This is a genomic window from Streptomyces sp. NPDC030991 (assembly GCF_055571235.1).
Window position 1 is genome coordinate 136051 of sequence record NZ_JBVIFR010000013.1, and the last position, 25865, is coordinate 161915.

Genomic DNA, 25865 nt, shown 5'->3' on the forward strand with positions numbered 1-25865 from the left:
GTCGAGATCGTGTAAATGCCGAGTTCCTGCCGGGTTACCGAGGGTTGCGGACGATCTTCGAGCGCGGCTCTGGGGTCTTTCGCCGGCCGGGGAATAGGTTGACCGGGAATCCCGGGACAAGCTTTGGGGGCGGACATGACAATGGCCAAAGGTTCGAATGTCGCGGTGCCGGCTCCCGCGGTGCGCGTCGAATTGGGATGGCGTTCCGGCCCCGGCGTGCCCGACGCCGACGCCTCGGCGCTCCTCCTGGTCTCCGGAAAGGTGCGCTCCGACGCGGACTTCGTGTTCTACAACCAGCCCGCGCACGCCTCCGGAGCGGTGCGGCACGACGGCAAGAGCAGTACGGCCGATGCCGTCACGGACACTCTCTCCGTCGACCTCGCGCGCGTGGAGGCGGACATCGAGCGGGTGGTCCTCGCCGCGTCCACGGACGGCGGCACCTTCGGCCAGGTGCGGGGCCTGTACATCCGCGTCGTCGACGCCGCCGCGGGCACCGAACTCGCCCGCTTCGACAGCGCCGACGCGACCGTGGAGACCGCCTTCGTACTGGGCGAGCTGTACCGGCGCCAGGGCGTCTGGAAGTTCCGCGCCATCGGCCAGGGCTACGACAGCGGCCTCGAAGGGCTCGCCACCGACTACGGGATCAGCGTGGACGAGCCGCAGCGCGCGACACCGGCCGCCCCCGCGGCCCCGGCGCCCACGACGGCGCCGCCCGCGCCCGAGCCCGTACGCCTCACCAAGGTCACGCTCACCAAGTCGGCGCCCACCGTGTCCCTCGCCAAACAGGGCGGCACGTCCGGCGCGGTGCGCGTCAACCTCAACTGGGAGAGCCGCAAACAGTTCAGCGGCTGGGGGAGCAAGCGCGGCCGGGCGACCGCGACCCACCGCGACCTCGACCTCGACCTGTGCGCCCTCTTCGAACTCGCCGACGGACGCAAAGGCGTCGTGCAGGCCCTGGGCAACGCCTTCGGGGCGCTGCACCAGCCCCCGTACATCCACCTCGACGGCGACGATCGCAGCGGAACCGTCGCCACCGGCGAGAACCTCAGCATCAACCTCGACCACAAGGACGCCTTTCGCCGCATCCTCCTCTTCGTGACGATCTACGAGGGTGCGCGCAGCTTCGCCGACCTGCACGCGACCGTGACCCTGCAACCGTCGAACGGCGCGCCCATCGACTTCTCCCTGGACGAGTGCACGGTGCCCTCCACGGTGTGCGCGCTCGCCCTCCTCACCCAGGAGGGCGGCGACCTGACCGTCCGGCGCGAGGCCCGTTACCTCGTCCCCGCGCGGGGCGTCAGCCCGCAGCGCACCGTGGACCAGGCCTACGGGTGGGGCATGGACTGGACCCCGGGCCGCAAGTAGCCACCCGTGGCGGCGAGTTCATGACTGCTCCGGGGCGGCGTCGGGACGGGCGTACGTCCGCCCCTTCCATGCCGCGCCCCGGCCCCTGTAGTGCTGCACAGCGGAATCCACCGTCATGAGGAGGTACATGAAGGCGGTGAACGGCAGCAGCGGGGCCTGCCACAGGGGCTGGCGGTAGTAGCGCAGCATCGGACCGTACGTCGCCGTCATCACGGCCCACGCGAGCGCGCCGAGCAGCGCGGTCGGCACGCTGCGCGCGGCCAGCCCCGCGCAGAGGGCGACGGGCGGCACCAGATAGACCAGCGCGAGGCCCAGGACCGTGCCGAGCAGCACCAGCGGGTTGTGCCGCAACTGCGCGTACGCGCTGCGCGACACCATCCGCCACAGATCCGCCAGCCGCGGATAGGGCCGCACACTGTCGACGTGCTCGGCGAGGCCCAGCCAGATGTGGCCCCCCGAGCGCTTCACGGCCCGCGCGAGCGACACGTCGTCGATCACCGCCTGTCGGATGGCGTCCGGGATCCGCGCCCGCTCCGCCGCCGCCGTGCGCAGCAGCACACAGCCGCCCGCCGCCGCGGCCGTGCGCGAACCCTTGTCGGCGATGCGCCGGAACGGATAGAGCTGCGCGAAGAAGTAGACGAACGCGGGCACGACGAGCCGCTCCCACCCGCTCGCCACCCGCAGCCGCGCCATCTGCGAGACCAGGTCGAAGCCGCCCGTCCGCGCGGAGGCGACCAAGGCCCGCAGACTCCCCGGCTCGTGGGCGATGTCCGCGTCGGTCAGCAGCAGGAACTCAGGCTCACGCGCGCGTGCCAGGCCGATGCCGTGCCGCACCGCCCACAACTTCCCCGTCCAGCCCGCCGGCGGTTCGCCGGGGAAGGTGACCGTCAGCGGCAGCCCGCCGTGGCGCCGCGCCAGAGCCCGGGCCACCTCGCCGGTACCGTCCGAACTGCCGTCGTCCACGAGGAAGATCTCCGCGCGGCCGGGATAGTCCTGCGCGAGCAGCGACGGCAGGCTGTCCGGCAGCACCGCCGCCTCGTCCCTGGCCGGTACGACGACGCACACGTCCGGCCAGTCGACGGGGTCCGTGCGCGGCGGGAGCCGCAGGTCCGTGCGCCAGAAGAACCCCTGGCAGAGCAGTAGCCACAGCCATGCGCCCAGCGAGACCGCGGTGATCCACACAACGACGTCCATCCGTCGCAGTCTGCCCCACCGGCACGGCCTTGTCGGGCCGATCGTCTATGGTTTCCGGGTGAAGATCGCGCTGATGGACTCGGGAATCGGACTGCTCGCGGCCGCCGTCGCGGTACGGAACCTGCGACCGGACGCCGATCTCGTGCTCTCCTCCGACCCCGACAGCATGCCGTGGGGTCCGCGCGCCTCCGAGGACATCGAGCGGCGTGCCCTCGCCGCCTGCGAGGCCGCCGCCGCGCACCGGCCGGACGCGCTGATCATCGCCTGCAACACCGCCTCCGTGCACGCCCTGTCGGCCGTGCGCGCCCGGCTCGAACCGGCGATCCCCGTCATCGGCACCGTCCCCGCGATCAAGCCGGCCGCGGCGGGAGGCGGCCCCATCGCCATCTGGGCCACCCCCGCCACCACGGGCAGCCCGTACCAGCGCGGGCTGATCCGCGACTTCGCGGGCGGCGTCGAGGTCGCCGAGGTGCCCTGCCCTGGCCTCGCCGACGCGGTGCAGTGGGCCGACGAGGACGGTATCGACCGGGCCATCGCCGCTGCCGCCGCCCTCACCCCGCGTGACGTCAAGGCCGTCGTCCTCGGCTGCACCCACTACGAGCTGGTCGCGGAGCGTATCCGCGCCGCCGTGCAGCGGCCCGGCGCCGCCCCGCTCGTGCTCCACGGCAGCGCGGGCGCCGTCGCCGCGCAGGCGCTGCGCCGCATCGGCGAGCGGCCCCCGGCCCGGCCCGACGCCCGGGGCGGACTCACGGTGATCCTCAGCGGCCGCACGGAGGCGCTCCCGCAGGCCGCGCTCACGTACGCGGAAGGCCGTTCCTTGCAGGCCGTCAGCCATGTCGGCTGAGCGGGGGCGGTGATCGGGAGCGGTTACGCTCCGCGACCCGGTGCCTTCACCGCGGAACATGAGTAGGCTCGTGTGCATGAGGGAACACGCCGCCGAAGAGCACCCCGGGCGACGCACTTCCGCCCACGCGAGCGATGTCTGGACCGGTCGCGCACGCAATCGCGTGCAGTGGCTGCTGGCCCTGGGCGGCTTCGCCTGCCTGGCCCTCGGCATCGAGCTGGCCGTGGTCAGCTCCTGGGCGACGGGGATCGCCGCGCTGGCCATGTCCGTGGTCGGCCTCATCGCAGCGGGGCTGCTGATCCTGTTCGGCACCCTCGCGTTCCTCCACGTCGCGGTGAAGGTCGACAAGGACCATCTGGAGGTGCGCTGCGGCCATGTCGGCCTGCCGCGCCGCCGCATCCCCCTGGCCCACGTCGTCGACGCGGACTTCGCGCCGAGCGTCACCCCCCGGCAGTGGGGCGGCTGGGGCTACCGCTGGCGCCCCGAGATCGGCACGGCGGTCGTCGTACGCCGCGGTGAGGGCCTGGTGCTCAGCCTCGGCGACGGCCGCAAGTTCACGGTGACCGTGGACGACGCGGAGAGCGCCGTGCGGCACATCCGTGACCGCATCAAGAAGGCCGCCGGCCCCCTTCTCTGACCCCTCGCTCGTTCTGTCCGCGGCGCCCTCGCGCGGTCGCCATGATCAGGGACCACCCGGCACAGCCGCCCGGGACGCCGAGGCCCGCCGCGTCCACGCCGACGGACCGTGCGGGCCCGGTCACCGCGGACCACCCCGTCGCTCCCACCGTCGCCCCCCGACCGGCATGTCCCGTGGACAGTGACCCGCCGTACACTCCCCGGGTGACCGCCACCGCACCTCCCGTCGCCCCCTCGGACGAGCCCGCCGCGCAGCCCGCTCTCCCCTCCCACCTGCGACGGCTCGTGCCCGTCGGCCTGGCGGTGGTCGCCGGACTGCTGCTGTACGCGAGCTTTCCGCCGCGCGAGCTGCCGTGGCTGGCGCCGCTGTCGTTCGGGCTCCTCGGGGTCGCCGTGCACGGGCGGCGGATGCGGGCGGGATTCGGCCTCGGGCTCGTGTTCGGCCTGGCCTACCTGGTGCCGCTGCTCTCGTGGACCGGCGTCGATGTCGGGCCCCTGCCGTGGCTCGCGCTCGCCGTCGCCGAGGCGCTGATCCTGTCGCTGGCCGGCCTCGGGATCGCGTACGTCTCGCGGCTTCCGCTGTGGCCGCTGTGGGCGGCCGGTGTCTGGACAGCGGACGAGGCGCTGCGCGCCCGGTTCCCGTTCGGTGGCTTCCCCTGGGGCAAGGTCGCCTTCGGGCAGCCCAGCGGCGTGTTCCTGCCGCTCGCCTCGCTCGGCGGCACACCGCTGCTCGGCTTCGCCGTGGTGCTGTGCGGCTTCGGCCTCGCCGCGCTCGCCCTGCGCCTCATCGCGCTCCGCCGCTCCGGCGGCGGGGGTGCACGCGTGCTGCGCGACCGCACCGTCGCCGCCGCGGCCGTGCTCACCGTCGCGCCCGTGGTCGCCGGCGCCGCGGTCATGCCGTTCATGTCGAACGCCGCGCAGGACGGCACCGCGCGCGTGGCGCTCATCCAGGGCAACGTGCCGCGCATGGGCCTCGACTTCAACGCCCAGCGCCGGGCCGTGCTCGACTACCACGTACGCGAGACGATGAAGCTGGCGGCGAAGATCAAGTCGGGTGAGGCGAAGCGGCCCGACCTCGTCCTGTGGCCGGAGAACTCCTCCGACATCGACCCGTACGTCAATCAGGACGCCTACGACGAGATCACCCGGGCCGCCCGGGCCGTCGGCGCGCCGATCTCGGTGGGCGCCGTCGTCACCGCGGAGGACGGCTCGGCGCGCAACCGGCTGATCCTCTGGGACCCCGCGACGGGCCCGGGCGCGACCTACGACAAGCGGCACCTGCAACCGTTCGGCGAGTACATGCCGTACCGCAGCTTCTTCCGCATCTTCAGCAAGGACGTCGACCGCGCCGGCGAGTTCGTGCCCGGCAAGAAGGCCGTCACCTTCGACATGGCGGGCACGAAGATCGGCAACGTGACCTGTTACGAGGCGGCGTTCGACGACGTGGTCCGCGATCAGGTCCGCGCGGGCGCACAGATCCTCTCCGTACCGAGCAACAACGCCACGTTCGAGCGCAGCCAGATGACCTACCAGCAGCTCGCCATGGACCGGGTACGCGCCGTCGAGCACGGCCGGGCCGTGATGGTCCCGGTCACGAGCGGGATCAGCGCGGTGATCAGGCCCGACGGGTCCGTCGCTCAGCACACCGGCATGTTCGAGGCCGACACCCTGATCGCCGACGTCCCCAGGCGCACCTCCCGGACGCTCGCCACCCGCGCGGGCGCCTGGCCCGAGGCGCTCCTCGTGGCGGTCGGCGTCGGCGGCCTGGCGTGGGCCGTCGCGCGCTCCCGGCGGGGGCGGCGCACGAACGGCTGAGTTGTCGGACCGTGAGACCGCGCGGTTAGGGTCGTGGGTATGGCAACTCCAGAGTTCATCCGCAGGATCCGGGCCAGCGCCGGCCACCAGCTGCTCTATCTGCCGGGCGTCACCGCCGTCGTCCTCGACGACGCGGGGCAGCTGCTCCTCGGGCGCCGCAGCGACACCGGCAAGTGGGCGCTGCCCGCCGGGATCGCCGAGCCGGGTGAACAGCCCGCGGACGTCGCGACGCGCGAGGTGCAGGAGGAGACCGGCGTCGAGTGCGTCGCCGAACGTGTCGTCCTCGTGCAGGCGTCGGAGCAGATCACCTATCCCAACGGCGACGAGTGCCAGTTCATGAACATCACCTTCCGCTGCCGGGCCACCGGCGGGGAGGCGCGCGTGAACGACGAGGAGTCCCTGGAGGTCGCCTGGTTCGCGCTGGACGCGCTGCCGCCGCTCGGTGAGGACGCGCTGCTGCGCATCAAGCAGGCGCAGTCCGAAGGACCGACATGGTTCGAGACCACGAGAGACCACTGAAGTATGGGTGCCGGCCACATCGGGCGGCGTCGGCGCGCTGCCTAGGGTGCGGAGCATGACCCCGCGCACCCCTCTCGCCGCACCCCCCGCCGCACCGCTCGACCTCGGCGGACGCACCGCACTCGTCACCGGCGCCGCCGGCGGCATCGGCCGGGCCTGCGCCCTGCGGCTCGCCGCCGCGGGCGCCAAGGTGAGAGCGGTGGACCGGGACCGGGAGGGCCTCGACGCGCTGGCCGGGCTGAGCGAGGGCGTCGAACCCTGCGTCCTGGATCTCACCGACCTCGATGCCGCCGAGGCCGCGGCCGCCGGCGCCGACGTCCTCGTGAACAACGCGGGGATCCAACTGGTGCGCCCCATCGAGGAGTTCCCGCCCGACGTCTTCCACACCGTCCTGACGGTGATGCTGGAGGCCCCGTTCCGGCTGATCCGCGGCGCGCTGCCGCACATGTACGAGCAGGGCTGGGGCCGCATCGTGAACGTGTCGTCGGTGCACGGGCTGCGCGCCTCCGCGTTCAAGTCCGCGTACGTCGCGGCGAAGCACGGCCTCGAAGGGCTGTCGAAGACGGCCGCACTGGAAGGCGCCCCGCACGGCGTCACCTCGAACTGCGTCAGCCCGGGCTACGTGCGTACGCCGCTCGTCGAGCGGCAGATCGCGGACCAGGCCGCCGCGCACGGACTCTCCGCGGAACGCGTGCTGAGCGAGGTGCTGCTGCGGGACAGCGCGCTGAAACGGCTCATCGAACCGGACGAGGTCGCCGAGGCGGTGGCCTATCTGTGCACGCCGCAGGCCGCGTTCATGACCGGTACCTCGCTCTCCCTCGACGGCGGCTGGACCGCTCACTGAACGCGGGTGATCCTGTTGGCCATGGAGCAGCACCCACCGCACCCGGCAGCCGCCCCGGCGCCAGTGACCACCGCCGACGCCGAGGCCCCGTTCCTGGAGCTGCTCGCCAGGGGCGCCTCCGCCGACGCCTACGAACAGCCGGTGCTCCTCGCCCGCGCCGAGGGCGCGACGCCCACGCGGATAGCGGAGCTGGAAGGCGCCAAACGCCTCGCGCTCGGCGTGCGGGAGGAGATGGAGGGCAGACGGCGGCGCGAGGCCGAACTGTCCGCGTTGTTCGAGACCGCCCACGACCTGGCCGGACTGCGCGACCTGGACGCGGTCCTGCAAGCCATCGTCCAGCGCGCCCGATCACTGCTCGGCACCGACGTGGCGTATCTGACGCTCAACGACCCGGCCCGCGGCGACACCCGCATGCGGGTGACCGAGGGCTCCGTCGCGGCCCGCTTCCAGCAGCTGCGCCTCGGGATGGGGGAGGGGCTCGGCGGCCTCGTCGCGCAGACCGCCCGCCCGTACGTCACCGCGGACTACGGGCAGGACGTGCGCTTCCAGCACACCCGCACCATCGACGCCGGCGTCCAGGACGAGGGCCTCGTCGCCATCCTCGGGGTGCCGCTCAGCCTGGGGCCGCACGTGATCGGCGTGCTGTTCGCCGCGGACCGGCGCGCCCGGGTCTTCGAACGTGAACAGATCGCGCTGCTCGGCTCGTTCGCGGCGCTCGCCGCCGCGGCCATCGACACCACCAACCTGCTCACGGAGACCCGGGAAGCGCTCGGCGAGCTGGAGCGGGCCAACGAGATCATCCGCGACCGCAGCGGCGTCATCGAACGCGCCTCCGACGTGCACGACCGGCTCGCCGAACTGGTCCTGCGCGGCGGCGGCGTGCACGACGTGGCCGCCGCCGTCTCCCAAGTACTGGACAGCACCGTGCAGTTCACCGACGCGGACGCCGCCCCCGGCGAGGCCGTGGAGGTCTCCCGCACCGAGGGGCACGCGGTGCGCCGCGGGGAGGACTGGGTCGCGGCAGTGGCCGCGGGCGGGGAGCTCCTGGGCGCTCTGGTGCTGCGTGGTCACCCGGGTCTCGACCCCGTCGACCAGCGCACCCTGGAGCGCGCCGCCATGGTCACCTCCTTGCTGCTGCTGGCCAGGCGCTCCGCGTCCGAGGCCGAACAGCGGGTCAGGGGCGAGCTGTTGGACGACCTGCTCGACGCCCGCGCCCGCGATCCGCGGCTGCTGCGGGAAAGGGCCGCGCGGCTCCACGCCGATCTGGGCGCCACCCACGTCGTGCTCGCGGCCCGCCTGGAGACGGCCGACGCGGGCGCGGAGCAGGAGGCCGCCGCGCGCCGCCGCCTGTGGTCGGCGGCCGGCCATCTCGCGGCGACCCGGCACGGACTGGCCGCCGCACGCGACGGCGGCACGGTCCTGCTGCTGCCGCTGTGCGCAGGCGCCACGGCCTCCGGCGTCGCGGCGCACGTGGCCGAGCGGCTCCGCACGGCGGTCCACGAGACGGTCACCGTGGGCGCCTCCGCCCCCGTCACGGACCTCCTCGCCCGGGCCGACACCGCCGCCGCCGCCCACGCAGAGGCCCGGCGCTGTCTGGACGCGCTGCGCCTGCTCGGCAGGGCGGGTGAGGGCGCGGCCGCGGAGGACTTCGGCTTCCTGGGGCTGCTGCTCGCCGACAGCCGGGACATCGGCGGGTTCGTCGCCCGGACCATCGGCGAGGTCGTCAGGTACGACGAGCGCAGGGGAACCGATCTGGTGCGGACGCTCGACGCCTACTTCGCGTGCGGCACGAGCCCGGCCCGCACCAAGGACGCGCTGCACGTCCACGTGAACACCGTCGCCCAGCGGCTGGAGCGGATCGGGCGGCTGCTCGGACCCGACTGGCAGGAGCCCGCGCGGTCGCTGGAGATCCAACTGGCCCTGCGGCTGCACCGGCTGGCCGCCCCGGACCCGCGCTGACCCCGCCCGCCGTGAGGCGCGTACGAGGGCGGCGCGGCTCCGGGGCGGGAGCGTCAGACGCTGTGGGCCCCCGCGCGCGGCTCGGCAGCCGCCCCGCCCGTGCCGTCCCGCGTCCCGACGGCGTCGAGGTCGCGGTGGCGGGTCTCCTTCGCGACGCCGACGGCGAGCAGCGTCAGGAGCGCGGCGGCGATCACGTACAGCGCGATCGGCGCCGAGCTGTCGTACTCCGCGAGCAGCGCCGTCGCGATGAGCGGCGCGGGCGCGCCCGCCGCGACCGAGGCGAACTGGGCGCCGATGGAGGCGCCCGAGTAGCGCATCCGCGTCGCGAACATCTCGGAGAAGAAGGCGGCCTGCGGGGCGTACATGGCGCCGTGCAGCACCAGGCCGACGGTGACGGCGAGGAGCAGGTTGCCGAAGCTCGCGGTGTCGACGAGGGAGAAGAACGGGAACATCCACAGCCCGATGCCCGCCGCGCCCAGCAGGTACACCGGGCGCCGGCCGATCCGGTCCGACAGGGCGCCCCAGAGGGGGATGGCGGCGAAGTGCACGGCGGACGCGACGAGTACGGCGTTCAGCGCGGTCTGCTTGGAGACGCCGGCCGACGTGGTGGCGTACACCAGGATGAACGCCGTGATCACGTAGTAGCTGATGTTCTCGGCCATGCGGGCACCGATCGCGACGAGGACGTCGCGCCAGTGGTGGCGCAGGACCGCGACGAGCGGCATCTTCTCGGCCGCCCCGCCCGGCTCCGCCTTGCGGGCCTCGGCCCGGGCCAGCGCCTTCTTGAAGACCGGCGATTCATCGACAGAGAGACGAATCCACAGGCCGACCATGACCAGCACCCCGGAGAGCAGGAACGGGATGCGCCAGCCCCACGAGGTGAACTGCGCGTCCGAGATCAGGGCGGTGAGGGCCGAGAGCACGCCGGTCGCCAGGAGCTGACCCGCGGGCGCCCCGGTCTGCGGCCACGACGCCCAGAAGCCGCGGCGCGCGGCGTCCCCGTGCTCGGAGACCAGCAGCACCGCCCCGCCCCACTCGCCGCCGAGCGCGAAGCCCTGGACCAGACGCAGCACGGTCAGCAGGACGGGCGCCGCCGCGCCGATGGTGGCGTAGGTGGGGAGCAGGCCGATCGCGAAGGTGGCACCGCCCATCATGAGCAGGCTGAGCACCAGGAGCTTCTTGCGCCCGAGGCGGTCGCCGTAGTGCCCGAAGACGAGCGCCCCCAGCGGCCTGGCCGCGAACCCGACGGCGTAGGTCAGGAAGGAGAGCAGGGTGCCGACCAGCGGATCGGAGCCGGGGAAGAACAGCTTGTTGAACACCAGGGCGGCGGCGGAGCCGTACAGGAAGAAGTCGTACCACTCGATGGTGGTGCCGATGAGGGACGCGGCGACGACGCGCTTGAGGCTGGCCGGTGTCGGCGGAGCGGTTGCTGCGGAGGCCATGTGCACCACTTCCAGGCGGGGAGGGAAACGTCTGCGTGCTGCCACAAGGTAGGAAGACGCAGGTCAGTGGCGTATGTGGTGGGGCACCACACTTTGCACATCGACTGTGGCGGGTCGGGCGCCGAACGGCTCGTGCGTTCCGCTCTGTTGACAGGGAGAGGACTGATCGATTTACTCCTCGAAACGCCGGGGCCGAGCACGCGAAGCAGGTCTCGCGGCGTCAGAGGTACGCCTAGCCGGTAAGCGCCAGGGCCCCCACGGCCCCGCGAGCCCGGACACAGTCGCCAGGGTCACTCCAGGGCCCGAGGCGGGGACGTACCCGCCACCCAACTGGAGCTCGACAGTGAGCAGCAATCGTTCCCGCACCCGCCGGATCCGCGCCGCGGGCGTGGCCCTCACGGCGACGCTGATCTCGGCCCCCCTCCTCACCGCGTCCCCCGCGGCCGCCGCCGTGACCCTCCCCCCGGCGCACGCGGGGTTCGACTACCAGATCGGCGGCGCCTACACCCCGCCCGCCGGAGTCTCCGTGGTCAGCCGCGACCGCGGGGCCTCACCCGCCCCCGGCCTGTACAACATCTGTTACGTCAACGCCTTCCAGGTGCAGCCCGACGAACTGGACGAGTGGGACGCGGACCTCCTGCTGCGGGACTCCGCGGGCGACGTCATCATCGACGAGGAGTGGAACGAGGCCATCCTCGACGTGGGCACGGCCGCCAAGCGCACCCGCATCGCGGCCAAGGTGAACGGCTGGATCGACGGCTGCGCGGCCAAGGGATTCCAGGCGGTCGAGCCCGACAACTACGACAGCTACTCGCGCAGCCAGGGCAGGTTCGGCGCCTCCGCGGCCATGGCGTACATCACCGAACTCTCCGCCCACGCGCACGCCGAGGGCCTGGCGATCGCCCAGAAGAACACCTCCGACCTCGCCGGGTACCGCACCGCCACCGGGCTCGACTTCGCCATCGCGGAGGAGTGCGGGGAGTGGAACGAGTGCGACTCCTACACCGACCACTTCGGCTCCGACGTGATCGTCATCGAGTACAGCGCCAAGGGCCTCAAGACCGCCTGCGACGGCTGGAAGGACGAACTGTCCATCGTCCGCCGGGACATGGACGTCTCTCCGGCCGGCAGCAGCGGCTATCTGCGCCGGACCTGCTGACGCGCCACCCTCCCCGTCCGGCGCGCCCGCGCGCCCCGCTCCCTGGTGCACAGGGCGTTCCGGCCTGAGACGAACCAGGCCCCCGGCGATACGGCACGGCGTGCTCCGCACGCCTCCGTGGAGGTGCACATGGCCGCGAACCCGCGCCCGTCCCACCCGTCCCGCCGCGGCGTCCTGCGCCGGGGCACCGGCCTCGCGCTCGGCGCCACCGCGTCGGCCGCACTGTCCGGTTGCGGCGCGGACGCGTCGGACGGCGTCGGCCCCGACGGCCGGGTCACGGTCGAACTGTGGCACGGCCAGACCGACACCGCCCGGACCGCGATCGAGGCGCTGGTCCGGGAGTTCAACCGGACCCACCCCCGGATCCGCGTCGACGCGGGCGGCGGTGTCCTCTCCGACGCGATGCTCCAGAAGATCACCGCGGCGCTCGCCTCCGGCTCCTTCCCCGACGTCGTGTACGTCTTCGGCTCGGACCTCGCCAGCGTCGCGCGCAGCCCGTCGGTGGTCGACCTGACCGAGACGCTCCGCTCGGACGCCGGCGTGTGGAACGGCTTCTGGAAGCCGGCGCGCGAGGCCGTCACCCTCAACGGCCGGGTCCGGGCGATCCCCGCCCTGATGGACTCGCTCGCCGTCGTCTGCAACAAGAAGCTCTTCCGCGACGCCAGCCTGCCCCTGCCCGAACCCGGCTGGACCTGGCGGGAGTTCACCGACACCGCCGCCCGCCTCACCGACCGGCGGCGCTCCGTCTTCGGCACCGGCTGGCCGGGAGTGGGCGACGAGGACACGGTGTGGCGGCTGTGGCCGATGGTGTGGGACCTGGGCGGTGAGGTCATCGCGCCCGACGGCAGGTCGATCGGCTTCGCGAAGGAGGGCGTACGGGCGCTGGAGACGGTGGAGACGCTCGCGCGTGCGCGGAGCGTGTACATCGATCCGAGGTCCGGCAGCGAGCAGATGTACCAGGTCTTCCTCGCCGGACGGATGGGCATGGTCGTCACCGGGCCGTGGCAGCTCCCCGACATCGAGAACGCGAGGATCGACCACCACGTCGTCCCGCTGCCCAGCTACAGCCGTCGCCCCATGACCATTTCGGGACCCGACACCTGGACCGTGTTCGACAACGGCCCGGCCAGAGTGCGGGCCGCGCGTACCTTCGTGACGTGGCTGACGCGGCCCGCCCAGGACGTGCGCTGGGACGTCGAGGCGGGCAGTCTGCCGCTGAGCCGGCCGACCGCGGCGCTGCCGGCCTGGCGGCGGCGGGACGCGGAGACCGAGGGGCTCTCGGTGTTCACCCGGGCGCTGGAGACCGCCCGGGTACGCCCGGTGCACCCCGCCTATCCGCAGATCTCGCAGGCGCTCGGCCAGGCGATCTCCGCCGTGCTCCTCGGCCGGAGCAGCCCCGACGAGGCACTGCGCCGGTGCGCGCGGGAGGCCGACGCCGCGCTCCTCGTCCCCCGGTGACCGGGTCCGGACAGCCCAGCCACAGCCACAGCCCCGCGCGGACCGCGTACACCGCGCATCGCGCACATCGCGCACATCGCGCACACCGCGTACACCGCGCACAGGAGACCGCCATGCCGCGACTGCCCGCCCCGCTCACGCTTCCCGACCCCGACCCCGGCCCTGGCCCCGGCCCCACCCGCGAGGGCGGCGCCCGCCGTGCCCGCGGGAAGGACCCCGGCCGGCCCGGCGACGGGACCCGGCCCCGCAAGGCGGGCCGGTCACCGCTGCGCCGCGGCGAGACCGCGACCGCCTGGGCCTACGTCTCGCCCGCCGTTCTGATCATCCTCGGGCTGAGTGTCGTCCCCGTCTGCTGGTCCCTCCTGCTCTCCTTCCAGGCGGACGATCTGGTCACCCCCAGCCGCTGGGTCGGCCTCGACAACTACCGGGCGCTCCGCCAGGACCCGCACTTCGGCGAGGCCGTGGAGAACACCCTGCTCTACACGGCGCTGTACGTGCCGCTCTCCCTCGGTCTCGGGCTTGCCCTCGGCCTCGCGCTGAACCGGCGCATCCGGTGCGTGGGGCTCTACCGGACCCTGTTCTTCGTGCCGTTCGTCATCTCGGCCGCGGCCCAGGGAGTGCTGTTCTCCTTCATCCTCGACCCCGAGTTCGGCGTCGCCAACTCCGTACTGCACCACCTCGGCGTCTCCCCGCAGGGCTTCCTCTCCGACCCGGGACAGGCCCTTCTCGTGCTGGTGGCGATCTCGGTCTGGAGCGGCACCGGCTTCTGCATCGTCGTCTTCCTCGCCGCCCTCCAGGACGTGGAGCCGTCCCTGATCGAGGCGGCACGCCTGGACGGCGCGGGACGCCGGCACCTGCTGCGGCACGTCACACTGCCCGCGCTGACGCCGGTCACCGTGTTCCTGCTGGTGTGGCAGACCATCAACGCCCTTCAGGTCTTCGACCTGGTGTACGTGACGACCAAGGGCGGGCCGCTCGGCTCCACCACCGTGATCGTCTACTTCATCTGGGAACAGGCGTTCAAGAACTTCACGGCCGGCTACGGCGCGGCGGCGGCCTACGTCCTCGCACTGGCGCTGGGCGTGATCACCGTGGGGATGCGGCTGGCGCGGGGCCGTTCGGCAGGCCGGGCGCCCCTGGAAGGAGCCGGCACATGACGGTCACCACCCCGCCCGCCGCACGACCCGGAGGCCGGGCACGGCTGCCCTTCAGCCCCTGGCACCTGCTGCTCGCCCCGCTCGCGCTGGTCTTCGCGACCCCGCTGATCTGGCTGCTGCTCAGCTCCGTGATGACCGACGCGGAGATCAACCGTTTCCCGCCCGCCCTGTGGCCCTCCGGGATCGACCTCGGCGGTTACCGGTACGTCCTCGGCAACGCGATGTTCCCCCGCTGGTTCGCCAACTCGCTGATCGTCTCGGCCGTCGCGGTCGTCTCCAACCTGGTCCTCGGCTCCCTCGGCGGCTACGCGTTCGCCCGGATGCGGTTCGCCGGGTCCCGGCTGCTGATGGGGCTGATGCTGGCGACGATGGCGATCCCGTTCCAGCTCACGATGGTCCCGACCTTCCTCGTCATGAAGCGGCTCGGGCTGATCGACACCCTGGGCGCGCTCATCGTGCCGTCACTGGTCACCCCGTTCGCGGTCTTCCTGCTGCGCCAGTTCTTCCTGTCGCTGCCCCGGGAGCTGGAGGAGGCCGCCTGGATGGACGGCTGTTCCCGGCTGCGTGTGCTCTTCCTCATCGTGCTGCCGATGTCGCGGCCCGCGCTGAGCACGGTGGCGGTACTGACCTTCCTGACCACCTGGAACGACCTGACCTGGCCGCTGATCGCCATCAACCACGACACGCAGTACACCCTGCAACTCGGCCTGACGACCTTCCAGGGACTGCACCACACGAAGTGGTCGGCGGTCATGGCGGGCAACGTGATCACCGTGCTGCCGGTGCTGCTCGCCTTCCTGCTCGCACAGAAGTCGTTCGTCCAGTCCATCACCTCCTCGGGGCTCAAGGGATAAGGGACGAGCAGGCGATGAGACCGGACCACCCCGCACACCTCTCCACCCCCTCTTCTTCCTTCTCCGTACCTCGCTCGCGACCTCGATCCCAGGGAAACCGGATGCCGCACACCTTCGACCTGCTGGTCATCGGGGACGCCAACCCCGACGTCGTCCTCGGACCGCTCGACGCGCCGCTCGCCTTCGGGCAGCGCGAACAACTCGTCGACACCGGTCTGCTGACCCTGGGCGGCTCCGCCGCGATCATGGCGTGCGGCGCCGCACGCCTCGGCCTGAAGGTGGCCTTCGCCGGCCGGGTCGGGGACGACGAGGCGGGGCGCTTCGTCACCGCCGCGCTCGCCGCCCGTGGCGTCGACACCGGCGCCATGAAGGTCGACCGCGCCCTGTCGACCCCGCTGACGGTCGTGGTGACCCGCGGCGACGGCGACCGTACGATCCTCACCGCGCCCGGCGCTCTCGCCGCCACGGGCCCCGACGACGTGCCCGGATCGCTGCTCGGTGACAGCCGCCATGTGCACGCTGCCTCGTACTTCCTGCTGCCGAAGCTCGCCGAGGCGCTGCCCGCGCTCTTTCGCACGGCGCGTGAGCTGGGCGCCACCACCTCGCTGGACACCAACGACGACCCGGCCGGGACGTGGGGCGCCACCGGCCCCGGCGGACTCGCGGCGGCCCTCGCCGTGACCGACTTCCTGCTGCCCAACGCCCGGGAGGCCCGCGCGCTGGCCGGCCTGCCCGAGGACGCGCCCCTGGACGCGGCGGCCCGTCACCTCGCCCTGCACGGCCCGCTGGTGGCCGTGAAGGACGGGGCGGACGGCGCCCTCCTGCACGACGGCCGGACAGCGCGGCGAACCAAAGGCGTCCCGGCCGAGCCGCTGGACACGGTGGGCGCGGGGGACAGCTTCGACGCGGGGTTCGTCGCCGCCGTGCTGGCCGGCCGCTCCACCGCCGACGCGCTCGAACTCGGCTCGGTCTGCGGGGCGTTGTCCACCGGGGCGTACGGCGGCACCCCCGCCCAGCCCACCTGGGACGAGGCGCTCGCCGCGCTCCCCGACGCCTGACAGCCCCCGCAGCAGGCTCCACGACAGCACCGCAAGCAGCTCCCGCGACGGAAAGAACCTCTCATGACCCGCACGAAGATCGCCTTCATCGGCGCCGGAAGCGTCGTCTTCACCCAGGGGCTCCTGACGGACCTCTTCGCCTTCCCCGACCTCCGTGACCTGCACATCGCCCTGCACGACATCGATCCGGAGCGGTTGGAGACCGCCGTCGGCGCGGCCCGGCACCTCGCCGACCGCGCCGGGGCCACCCCCTCCGTCGGCGTCACCGCGCACCTGGACCGCCGGGAGGCGCTGGCCGGCGCCGACTTCGTCATCAACATCGTCCAGGTCGGCATGGGGGAGTCGACCCGTACCGACTTCGACGTACCCGCCCGCCACGGCGTGCGCCAGACCATCGGCGACACCCTCGGCGTCGGCGGCATCTTCCGCGCGCTGCGCACCTTCCCCCTGCTCAAGGCGCTGGGCGCGGACATCGCGGAGCTGTGCCCGGACGCGTGGCTGCTCAACTACACCAACCCCATGGCGATGAACGTCCAGTACCTCACCGCCGCCACCGGACTGACCCGCGTCGTGGGCCTGTGCCACTCCGTCCACTGGACCCTGCGCGACCTCTGCGACCTGCTGGACGTGGCGTACGAAGAGGTCACCTACCGTGCCGCCGGGGTCAACCACCAGGCGTGGCTGCTGCGGTTCGAGCACGACGGTGAGGACCTCTACCCCCGGCTCGACGCAGCGATCGCCTCCGACCCGCAGCTGCGGCGCCGGGTCCGCGTCGACATGTACCGGCGCCTCGGCTACTACCCGACCGAGACGAGCGAGCACTCCGCCGAGTACGTGCCCTGGTACCTCCACCACGACAGCGAGATCGAGCGGCTGCGGCTGCCCGTCGGCGCGTACCTCGGGATCGTCGACGAGAACGTCGCCCAGTACGAGAAGACCCGCGACGCGCTCGCCGCCGGGACCCCGCTCGACGTCGAGGGCACGATGGAGTACGCGCCCCAGATCATCCACAGCATCACCACGGGCACCCCGCGCACCGTCTACGGCAACGTCCCCAACCACGGCCTGATCGACAACCTCCCGGCCACCGGCACCGTCGAAGTCCCCTGCCTGGTCGACGCGGCGGGCGTGCAGCCGACCAGGATCGGCGCGCTGCCCGCCCAGTGCGCGGCGCTCAACCGCGGCTATCTGAGCATGAACGACCTGGTGGTCAGGGCCGCCGTCGAGGACGACCCGCGGTCGATCCGGCAGGCCGCCATGGTCGATCCGGCGACCGCGGCCGCACTGCCGGTGGAACGCATCTGGGAGCTGTGCGACGCCATGGTGCTGGCCCACGGCGAGCTGCTCCAGCCGTCACTGCGGGCCACCGGCCTGCTCTGACCCGGCCCGCCGGTCGCCGCCGGCCAGGGCCTCGGCGCGATCCCGGGGGCGGGGCCCTTTCGAGGACCGGCCGGACACGAGATATCTTGATGTCGAGCAATATGCGCAAGACTGAAGACGACGATGGAAGACGTGGAGCGGAGCCCCCGGTGACTGACTCGACCATTATTTACACGCACACTGACGAGGCCCCGGCCCTCGCGACGTACTCCTTCCTTCCGGTGATCGAGGCCTACGCGTCCACCGCCGGTGTGCGCGTCGAGACCCGTGACATCTCCCTGGCCGGCCGCATCCTCGCCGTGTTCCCGGAGTACCTGGAGGAGGGCCAGCGCATCCCCGACGCCCTCGCGGAACTCGGTGAGCTGGCGAAGACGCCGCAGGCCAACATCATCAAGCTGCCGAACATCTCGGCGTCCATCCCGCAGCTGAAGGCGGCCATCGCCGAGCTGCAGGAGCAGGGCTACGCGCTGCCCGCGTACCCGGACGAGCCGAAGACCGACGAGGAGCGCGAGATCGGCGCCCGCTACGACAAGATCAAGGGTTCCGCCGTGAACCCGGTCCTGCGTGAGGGCAACTCCGACCGCCGCGCCCCCGCCTCGGTCAAGAACTACGCCAAGGCCCACCCGCACCGCATGGGCGCCTGGTCCGCCGACTCGAAGACGAACGTCGCCACCATGGGCGTCAACGACTTCCGCTCGACCGAGAAGTCCGCCGTCATCGCCGAGGCCGACGCCCTGCGCATCGAGCTCGTCGCCGACAACGGCACCACCACCGTGCTGCGCGAGTCCGTACCGGTCCTCGCCGGTGAGGTCGTCGACGCCTCCGTGCTGCGGGTCGCCGCGCTGCGCGAGTTCCTGACCGCTCAGGTCGCTCGCGCCAAGGAAGAGGGCGTCCTCTTCTCCGCGCACCTGAAGGCCACCATGATGAAGGTCTCCGACCCGATCATCTTCGGCCACGTCGTGCGCGCCTTCTTCCCCGAGACCTTCGCCCGCTTCGGCGCCGACCTGGCTGCCGCCGGTCTCACCCCGAACGACGGTCTGGGCGGCATCTACAAGGGCCTGGAGTCCCTGGCCAACGGCGCCGACATCAAGGCGTCCTTCGAGGCCGAGCTGGCCGCGGGCCCGGAGCTGGCCATGGTCGACTCCGACCGCGGCATCACCAACCTGCACGTGCCGTCCGACGTCATCATCGACGCCTCCATGCCGGCCATGATCCGCACCTCCGGCCACATGTGGGACAAGAACGGCGGCGAGGCCGACACCCTCGCCGTGATCCCGGACTCCTCCTACGCGGGCGTCTACCAGGTCGTCATCGACGACTGCCGCGCCAACGGCGCCTTCGACCCGTCGACCATGGGCTCCGTGCCGAACGTCGGCCTCATGGCGCAGAAGGCCGAGGAGTACGGCTCCCACGACAAGACCTTCGAGATCCCCACCACCGGCACCGTCCGCCTGGTGAACAAGGCCGGCGACGTCGTCCTGGAGCAGGCCGTCTCCGAGGGCGACATCTTCCGCGCCTGCCAGACCAAGGACGCCCCGATCAAGGACTGGGTCAAGCTCGCCGTCACGCGCGCCCGCGCCACCGGCGACCCGGCCGTGTTCTGGCTGGACGAGGGCCGCGCCCACGACGCCCAGCTGATCAAGAAGGTCGAGCAGTACCTGGCGGAGTTCGACACCGAGGGCCTGGACATCCGGATCCTCTCCCCGGAGGACGCCACCAAGCTCTCCGTCGAGCGCATCCGCCAGGGCCTGAACACCATCTCGGTCACCGGCAACGTGCTGCGCGACTACCTGACCGACCTCTTCCCCATCCTGGAGCTGGGCACCAGCGCCAAGATGCTCTCGGTCGTCCCGCTGATGAACGGCGGCGGCCTCTTCGAGACGGGCGCCGGCGGCTCCGCCCCCAAGCACGTCCAGCAGCTGGTCAAGGAGAACTACCTGCGCTGGGACTCCCTCGGTGAGTTCCTCGCCCTGGCCGTCTCCTTCGAGCACCTCGCCACCACCACGGGCAACGCCCACGCGAAGGTCCTCGGCGAGACCCTCGACCGCGCCACCGGCACCTTCCTCAACGAGGACAAGTCGCCGACCCGGCGCGTCGGCGGCATCGACAACCGCGGCAGCCACTTCTTCCTCGCCCTGTACTGGGCCCAGGAGCTGGCCAAGCAGACCGACGACGCGGAGCTCGGCAAGGCCTTCGCCGCGTTCGCCGAGACGCTCGCCGCGAACGAGCAGAAGATCCTCGACGAGCTGCTCGCCGTCCAGGGCAGCCCGGCCGACATCGGTGGCTACTTCCGGCCCGACCCGGCGAAGGCCGCCGCCGTCATGCGCCCGTCGCAGACGCTGAACGAGGCCCTCGCCACGCTCACCCGGTGAACCGCTGATCCACTGGACCGACAGCACCGCCCCGGCCGGCTCCCCGCCGCCCGGGGCGGTGTCGTATCCGGGGCGCTTCTCACCCTCTGACCTGGGTAGGCTGCGTCGATGAGCACTCTGGATGACGCACGCCCGGGCATGGACCCGGCGATCCGACCGCAGGACGACCTCTTCGGCCATGTGAACGGCCGGTGGCTGGCGACCGAGCCGATCCCCGACGACCGCTCCAGCTGGGGCCCCTTCGTGCAGCTCGTCGACGTCGCCGAGCAGCAGGTCAAGGAGATCATTCAGGAGATCGCGGCGGGCGGCACCACCGGCCTCGACCCGGACGAGGCCCGCAAGATCGCCGACCTCTACGCGTCGTTCATGGACGAGGACGCCGTCGAGGCGCGGGGCCTGGACCCGGTGCGGCCGCTGCTCGACGAGGTGGCCGGCATCGGCGACGTGCGGCAGCTCGCGGCGTTCCTCGGCCGCTTCGAGCGCACCGGCGGCTCCGGTCTGTTCGGCTCGTACATCGACTCCGACGACCGCGACTCCGACCGCTACCTCTACAACATCCTCCAGGGCGGTCTCGGCCTGCCCGACGAGTCGTACTACCGCGGTGAGAAGTTCGCCGAGACCCGCGAGAAGTACGAGGCGTACCTCACCGAGCTGCTCACGCTCGCCGAGCACACCGCCCCGGCCGAGGCCGCGCGCACCGTCCTCGCCCTGGAGACCCGGCTCGCCGAAGGGCACTGGGAGCGGGCCGCGACACGGGACGTGCAGAAGACGTACAACCTCACGACGTTCGACGAACTCACCGCGCTGGCACCGGAGTTCGACTGGCACGGTTACGTCACCGGCCTCGGCGGCGGCGAGGAGACCCTGGCTCGGTCCTGCGTCCGCCAGCCGTCCTATCTGGCGCACCTGTCCACGGTCCTGGCCGAGACGCCCGTCGAGCAGTGGCGCGACTGGCTGGTGGTGCGCGTGGTCCGCGGCAGCGCCCCGTACCTGTCGTCGGCGTTCGTGCGCAACAACTTCGAGTTCTACGGGCGCACCCTCAACGGCACCCCCGAGCTGCGGGCCCGCTGGAAGCGCGCCGTCGCGTTCGTCGAGGGCGCCATGGGCGAGGCCGTCGGCAAGGAGTACGTGGCCCGGCACTTCCCGCCGAGGTCCAAGGCGCTCATGGACGAGCTGGTCGCGAACCTGCTGGCGGCCTACCGGCAGTCCATCGCCGCCCTGGACTGGATGACCGAGGAGACGAAGCTGCGGGCGTACGAGAAGCTCGCCACGTTCCGCCCGAAGATCGGCTACCCGGACACCTTCCGCGACTACTCGGCGCTGCCCGTGACCGGCGACGACCTGCTGGCCAACGCGCGCGCCGCCGACGCCTTCGAACACGACCGGCAGATGGCCAAGATCGGCGCGCCGGTCGACCGCGACGAGTGGTTCATGCTGCCGCAGACCGTCAACGCGTACTACAACCCGGGCACCAACGAGATCTGCTTCCCGGCCGGCATCCTGCAGAAGCCGTTCTTCTCGCCGGACGCGGACGCCGCGGAGAACTACGGCGGGATCGGCGCCGTCATCGGCCACGAGATCGGCCACGGCTTCGACGACCAGGGCGCCCAGTACGACGGTCTGGGAAACCTCAACGACTGGTGGACCGCCGAGGACAAGGCCGCCTTCGAGGCCAAGTCGAAGGCGCTCATCAAGCAGTACGACGGCTTCTCGCCGCGCAACCTGCCCGGCGAGCTGGTCAACGGCTCCCTCACGGTCGGCGAGAACATCGGCGACCTCGGCGGCCTGACCATCGGCCACACCGCGTACCTGATCTCGCTGGACGGCGCCCCGGTGCCCACCGAGGGCGAACTCACCGGCTCCCAGCGGCTGTTCATGAACTGGTCCTACTGCTGGCGCACCAAGCGGCGCAAGGAGCAGGAGCAGCAGTACCTGACGATCGACCCGCACTCGCCGCCGGAGTTCCGCGCGAACATCGTGCGCAACCTCGACGAGTTCCACGAGGCGTTCGCCACGAAGGCGGGGGACGGGCTGTGGCTCGACCCCGCCGACCGGGTGCGGATCTGGTGAGTTGATGTGGGGCGGGGCCGGACGGTCGACGCCGTCCGGCCCCGCCGTTTCGGGGCTACTCGACTGTTGTCCGCAAGAACTCCAGCGTCGCCGACCAGGCCTTCGCCGATGACTCCGGGTCGTACACCTCCGGGCGGCCGTCGTTGAAGAAGGCGTGGTCCGCCGGGTAGACGCGGAAGTCCGCCTCGACGCCCGCCTGTTCCGCGATGGCCTTGCTCAGGCCCGCGAGGGTGGCGACCGGGATCGCCTCGTCCCGCTCGCCGTAGTGGCCGAGGATCTGGGCCTTCAGCCGCGAGAAGTCGGGCAGCTCGCCCTGGATGACGCCGTAGAACGGGACGGCCGCGCCGACCCGGGGGTCCTGGGCGGCCAGGTAGAGGACGAAGCCGCCGCCCATGCAGAAGCCGACCGCGCCGACGGAGTCCGAGGTGACCTCCGGCAGCGACAGCAGGTGGTCGACCGCGCCGGAGAGCAGTTCGACGCCGCGGTCCACCGGCAGGTCCTGCATCATGCGGAACGCCTCGCCGGAATCGTGCGCCACGTTTCCGCCGTACAGGTCGGGCGCGAGCGCGACGAAGCCCTCGGCGGCGAGACGGTCGGTCACATCGGCGATGTGGTCGGTCAGACCCCACCACTCCTGGATGACGATGACGCCGGGGCCGCTGCCCGAGGGCGGCAGCGCCAGATAGCCGTGGGCGGGCGTGCCGTTGCTGTCGAACGTCACGTTCTGATGGGCCGGACGGCCGGTTGAGCGGGGGGTGTCGGGGGTGTCCACCACGAAGTGCCTCCTGAGCCGAGCTCGATGATCGTGTCCCACGATGCCACTGCTCGCGCCCGGACATGCGAGGGGGCCGCCGTCTCCCTGCGGACGGCGGCCCCGGGCCGGAGTGCGGCGGCGGTCACCTGTGCGGTACGTGGGACGTGACGGACGCGACACCCGCGCACAACACGGCGCCGGTGCCCCCACGAGGGGAGGCACCGGGCGCCGGGAAACCGCCGGGCGGGGCGTCGCGTCAGTCCTTCGGCTGGACCTGGACCGTCTGGAGGGCCGTGAGGCAGGCCGAGATCGCCTGCTGGAGCTCTTCGAGGCGGCGCACCATGTCGTCCTCGTAGATGTCGTCGATCTCCTGGACGTCGTCGAACGTCAGTTCCTCGAACGCCTTCGTGGCCTTCTGCAGACTGCTGTAGAACTTCGCCCGCCGCTCCTGCACCCGCAGCTCCGGGTCCGCCTCGACGGCCTCCGCGACGAGCGTGCGCACGGAGTCGTACGCCTCGCGGGCCCACTCGCCCGCCTCCTCGTCCTCGTCGAGCTCGTCGATCAGGGAGAGGTGGCGCTCGGCCTCCTCGCGCAGCTGCTGCGGTGCCTCGATCTTCTGCCCGGCAGGTGTCTTGACCTGCCCCTCCTCGGCGATCTTGCGTACGTACTCGAGACGGTCGCCGGTCTTGGACTCCTCGGCGACGGCCTTCTTCAGATCGTCGGCGCGCACGATGTCTCGGGCCAGGCCCGAGCGGAGCGCCGGGTCCTCGCCGAGGCGGTCCATCAGCGCCTTGCGGGCCGCCTCCGCGGTGCCCGGGTCGGCGAGGATCGCCGCCCGCAGCGCCGTCGGGTTCTCCGCGACCTCCAGGGCCTTGGTCGGGCGGATGCCCTCGGCCTCGGCGGCCTCGGTGATCGCCTGGCCGCGCACCGAGCCGGCACTGGAACGGGAGACGTAGTACGACAGCCAGACGTCGGCGTCGGGCAGGTCGACGTCGGTGCCCGGCGCGAGAGCCTCGAACTGGGGGACCACGCCGTCGTCGGCCGCCTTGTCCCACGCCTTGTAGAAGCGCATGACACGCTCGGCCGAGCAGCCCGCGAGCTCGGCGAACCTGCGCGCCGAGACCTTCTCCGTCTCGCCGGCGGGCTGACCGCCGGGGCGCACACTGCGGGCCACCTTCAGGGCGAAGGTCCAGCCGCCGGTGCGGGCGTAGACGCCGAACTCCTGGGCGTCGCGGAGGATGGACTCCGGTACCTCCCGGGACGCATCGCCGTCGTCCTCCGCGGCCCCGGCGTCCGGGCCGTCGACATCGGTCGGGGCCTCGGTCCCGCTCTCCGCCGCCCCGGCCGTGGCCGCGGCTTCGGTCCCGCTCTCCGCGGCCGGTGGCTGCCAGAAGTTGTCGGGCGTGTCCCCGGCGTCCTCACCGGACGGGACGGCTGCCTCGGACGGGTCGATGGCTACGGACACGTACGTACTCCTGGGCGATCGGGCGCGTGACGGCTGACGCGACACCCTACCGCTCCTCCACCGCCCCCGAGCGTGGCCCCGTCACCGGGCCCGCCGTCCGCAGCTCCCCCTCGTGCGGGCGGCGGGCCCGGGTGCCTCGACCATGCGCCGCGGCGGGAGAGCGAGGGCACGGGAGGCTCTGCGCAGCAGCATCTCAGTGAGGGCCTTCGCCGGGAGCGGGCCGAGTGACCCTTGTGAGGGGCCGAACGGCCCCATTCGCGCCCCTCAGAACGCCCCCGCCGCCCGCAGTTCCCGGATCGCCGTCGCGTCGTAGCCGAACTCCTCCAGCACCGCCTCCGTGTGTTCCCCGACCGCCGGGACGGGGTCCATCCGGGGGCGGACGCCGCGCAGGGTCGCCGGCGGGACGAGCGCCCGGACGGGGCCGCCCGGGGTGCTGACGTCGCGCCACCGGTCGCGGCCGGTCAGGACCGGGTGGTCCAGGAAGTCGGTGACGGTGTTGAGGCGGGCGTTCGCGACCTTGGCCTGTTCCAGCAGGGCGACCGCTTCCCCCGCGTCGAGTTCGGCGAAGCGCGCCGTGACGATCGCGTCGAGTTCGGCGCGGTGCGCGACCCGGGCCGAGTTGCGGTGGAAGCGCCGGTCCTCGGCCAGCCCGGCGTCGCCGAGGAAACCGGCGCAGAAGGAGGCCCACTCCCGTTCGTTCTGGACGGCCAGCAGGACCGTGCCGCCGTCCGCCGCCGCGTAGGGACCGTAGGGCGCGATCGTCGCGTGCGCGGCGCCGACCCGCTCCGGCTGGCGGCCCGAGTACGCGGTGTAGTACGCGGGGTAACCCATCCACTCCGCGAGCGCCTCGAACAGCGACACCTCCACCGCGCGCGCGACGCCCGTGTCCCGGCGCTCGTACAGGGCGGTGAGGATGCCCGAGAACGCGTACATGCCGGCCGCGATGTCGGCGATCGCGATGCCGACCTTGGCGGGCGCGTCGGGCGCGCCCGTCACCGACACGACACCCGTCTCGCACTGCACCAGCAGGTCGTACGCCTTGCGGTGGGACCACGGCCCGTCGCTGCCGTAACCGGAGATGTCACAGACGATCAACGACGGGTGACGCTCCGCCAACTCCGGTGCGGTCAGGCCGAGTCGGGCCGCTGCGCCGGGCGCCAGATTCTGCACGAAGACGTCCGCCCCGGCGAGCAGCCGCTCCAGGGCCGCGCGCCCGCCGTCCGTCTTGACGTCGAGCGTCACCGACTCCTTCGAGCGGTTCAGCCACACGAAGTGGCTGGACTGGCCGTGCACGGTCTCGTCGTAGCGGCGCGCGAAGTCACCGTCGCCGGGCCGCTCGACCTTGATCACCCGCGCCCCCAGGTCGGCCAGCTGGCGCGTGGCGAACGGCGCGGCCACCGCCTGTTCCAGGCTGACGACGGTGACGCCCGCGAGGGGCAGGGGGGCGGTGCTCATACGGGTTCCTCCGTGCTCGGTCCGTCTCGTCGTGCCATCGTGCCGTCCTGCCGTCGCAACGCCCC

The 25865-nt window shown here is 72.4% G+C and carries 20 protein-coding genes; 15 read left to right on the forward strand and 5 right to left on the reverse strand.

Features of this window, described 5'->3' with window-relative positions; all coding sequences use genetic code 11:
- Positions 1-141 precede the first annotated feature (141 nt).
- Positions 142-1365 (forward strand): TerD family protein, encoded by a 1224-nt coding sequence (locus ACZ45E_RS24485; protein WP_468224289.1) that lies wholly within the window; start codon positions 142-144, stop codon positions 1363-1365.
- Between the two features lie 18 nt (positions 1366-1383).
- Here the strand turns inward: ACZ45E_RS24485 and ACZ45E_RS24490 are convergent, their stop codons facing one another.
- Complete coding sequence (locus ACZ45E_RS24490; protein ID WP_468223959.1) at positions 1384-2559, reverse strand: glycosyltransferase; 1176 nt, start codon at positions 2557-2559, stop codon at positions 1384-1386.
- Between the two features lie 73 nt (positions 2560-2632).
- Here ACZ45E_RS24490 and ACZ45E_RS24495 point away from each other — a divergent pair, with 73 nt between their 5' ends.
- From ACZ45E_RS24495 to ACZ45E_RS24520, 6 genes are all read left to right on the forward strand, one after another.
- The gene (locus ACZ45E_RS24495) at positions 2633-3403 is read left to right on the forward strand and encodes a glutamate racemase (RefSeq protein ID WP_468224290.1); all 771 of its coding nucleotides are present in this window, start codon (positions 2633-2635) and stop codon (positions 3401-3403) included.
- A 76-nt stretch (positions 3404-3479) separates the two neighbouring features.
- Positions 3480-4040 (forward strand): hypothetical protein, encoded by a 561-nt coding sequence (locus ACZ45E_RS24500; RefSeq protein ID WP_468223962.1) that lies wholly within the window; start codon positions 3480-3482, stop codon positions 4038-4040.
- A 203-nt stretch (positions 4041-4243) separates the two neighbouring features.
- On the forward strand, positions 4244-5854 hold the full coding sequence (gene lnt / locus ACZ45E_RS24505) for an apolipoprotein N-acyltransferase (RefSeq protein WP_468223964.1): 1611 nt from the start codon (positions 4244-4246) through the stop codon (positions 5852-5854).
- Between the two features lie 39 nt (positions 5855-5893).
- Entirely contained in the window at positions 5894-6373 is a 480-nt protein-coding gene (locus ACZ45E_RS24510) for an NUDIX hydrolase (RefSeq protein ID WP_468223966.1), read from the forward strand.
- A 55-nt stretch (positions 6374-6428) separates the two neighbouring features.
- Positions 6429-7217: a 3-hydroxybutyrate dehydrogenase gene (locus tag ACZ45E_RS24515; protein WP_468223969.1), complete on the forward strand. Its 789-nt coding sequence runs from the start codon at positions 6429-6431 to the stop codon at positions 7215-7217.
- Positions 7218-7238: 21 nt separating this feature from the next.
- Complete coding sequence (locus ACZ45E_RS24520; RefSeq protein WP_468223972.1) at positions 7239-9176, forward strand: helix-turn-helix domain-containing protein; 1938 nt, start codon at positions 7239-7241, stop codon at positions 9174-9176.
- Positions 9177-9229: 53 nt separating this feature from the next.
- Here the strand turns inward: ACZ45E_RS24520 and ACZ45E_RS24525 are convergent, their stop codons facing one another.
- Positions 9230-10618, reverse strand: a complete 1389-nt coding sequence (locus tag ACZ45E_RS24525) for an MFS transporter (RefSeq protein WP_468223974.1) — start codon at positions 10616-10618, stop codon at positions 9230-9232.
- A gap of 343 nt (positions 10619-10961) precedes the next feature.
- On the opposite strand from ACZ45E_RS24525, the gene ACZ45E_RS24530 reads away from it, so the two are divergent.
- From ACZ45E_RS24530 to ACZ45E_RS24565, 8 genes are all read left to right on the forward strand, one after another.
- Positions 10962-11777, forward strand: a complete 816-nt coding sequence (locus ACZ45E_RS24530; protein WP_468223977.1) for an endo alpha-1,4 polygalactosaminidase — start codon at positions 10962-10964, stop codon at positions 11775-11777.
- Positions 11778-11906: 129 nt separating this feature from the next.
- Entirely contained in the window at positions 11907-13235 is a 1329-nt protein-coding gene (locus ACZ45E_RS24535; protein WP_468223978.1) for an ABC transporter substrate-binding protein, read from the forward strand.
- A gap of 113 nt (positions 13236-13348) precedes the next feature.
- Positions 13349-14392 carry a carbohydrate ABC transporter permease gene (locus ACZ45E_RS24540; protein ID WP_468223980.1) on the forward strand — a complete coding sequence of 348 codons (1044 nt, stop codon included), beginning with the start codon at positions 13349-13351 and terminating at the stop codon, positions 14390-14392.
- Positions 14389-15246, forward strand: coding sequence for a carbohydrate ABC transporter permease (locus ACZ45E_RS24545; protein ID WP_468223983.1), 858 nt, complete (start codon positions 14389-14391; stop codon positions 15244-15246). The genes ACZ45E_RS24540 and ACZ45E_RS24545 overlap by 4 nt, the downstream gene beginning before the upstream one ends.
- A gap of 101 nt (positions 15247-15347) precedes the next feature.
- A complete protein-coding gene (locus tag ACZ45E_RS24550) occupies positions 15348-16304 on the forward strand; it encodes a carbohydrate kinase family protein (protein WP_468223986.1) in 957 nt (318 codons plus the stop codon).
- Positions 16305-16367: 63 nt separating this feature from the next.
- Positions 16368-17684, forward strand: a complete 1317-nt coding sequence (gene melA, locus ACZ45E_RS24555; protein WP_468223989.1) for an alpha-galactosidase — start codon at positions 16368-16370, stop codon at positions 17682-17684.
- 149 nt (positions 17685-17833) lie between these two features.
- Positions 17834-20056, forward strand: a complete 2223-nt coding sequence (locus tag ACZ45E_RS24560) for an NADP-dependent isocitrate dehydrogenase (RefSeq protein ID WP_468223992.1) — start codon at positions 17834-17836, stop codon at positions 20054-20056.
- Between the two features lie 108 nt (positions 20057-20164).
- Positions 20165-22126: a M13 family metallopeptidase gene (locus ACZ45E_RS24565; protein WP_468223994.1), complete on the forward strand. Its 1962-nt coding sequence runs from the start codon at positions 20165-20167 to the stop codon at positions 22124-22126.
- A 55-nt stretch (positions 22127-22181) separates the two neighbouring features.
- Here ACZ45E_RS24565 and ACZ45E_RS24570 read toward each other — a convergent pair whose 3' ends face one another.
- The 3 genes from ACZ45E_RS24570 to ACZ45E_RS24580 form a co-directional block, all read right to left on the reverse strand.
- The gene (locus ACZ45E_RS24570) at positions 22182-22901 is read right to left on the reverse strand and encodes a dienelactone hydrolase family protein (RefSeq protein WP_468223996.1); all 720 of its coding nucleotides are present in this window, start codon (positions 22899-22901) and stop codon (positions 22182-22184) included.
- Between the two features lie 235 nt (positions 22902-23136).
- Positions 23137-24345, reverse strand: coding sequence for a hypothetical protein (locus ACZ45E_RS24575; RefSeq protein WP_468223999.1), 1209 nt, complete (start codon positions 24343-24345; stop codon positions 23137-23139).
- 264 nt (positions 24346-24609) lie between these two features.
- A complete protein-coding gene (locus tag ACZ45E_RS24580) occupies positions 24610-25800 on the reverse strand; it encodes a CaiB/BaiF CoA transferase family protein (RefSeq protein WP_468224000.1) in 1191 nt (396 codons plus the stop codon).
- Positions 25801-25865 lie beyond the last annotated feature (65 nt).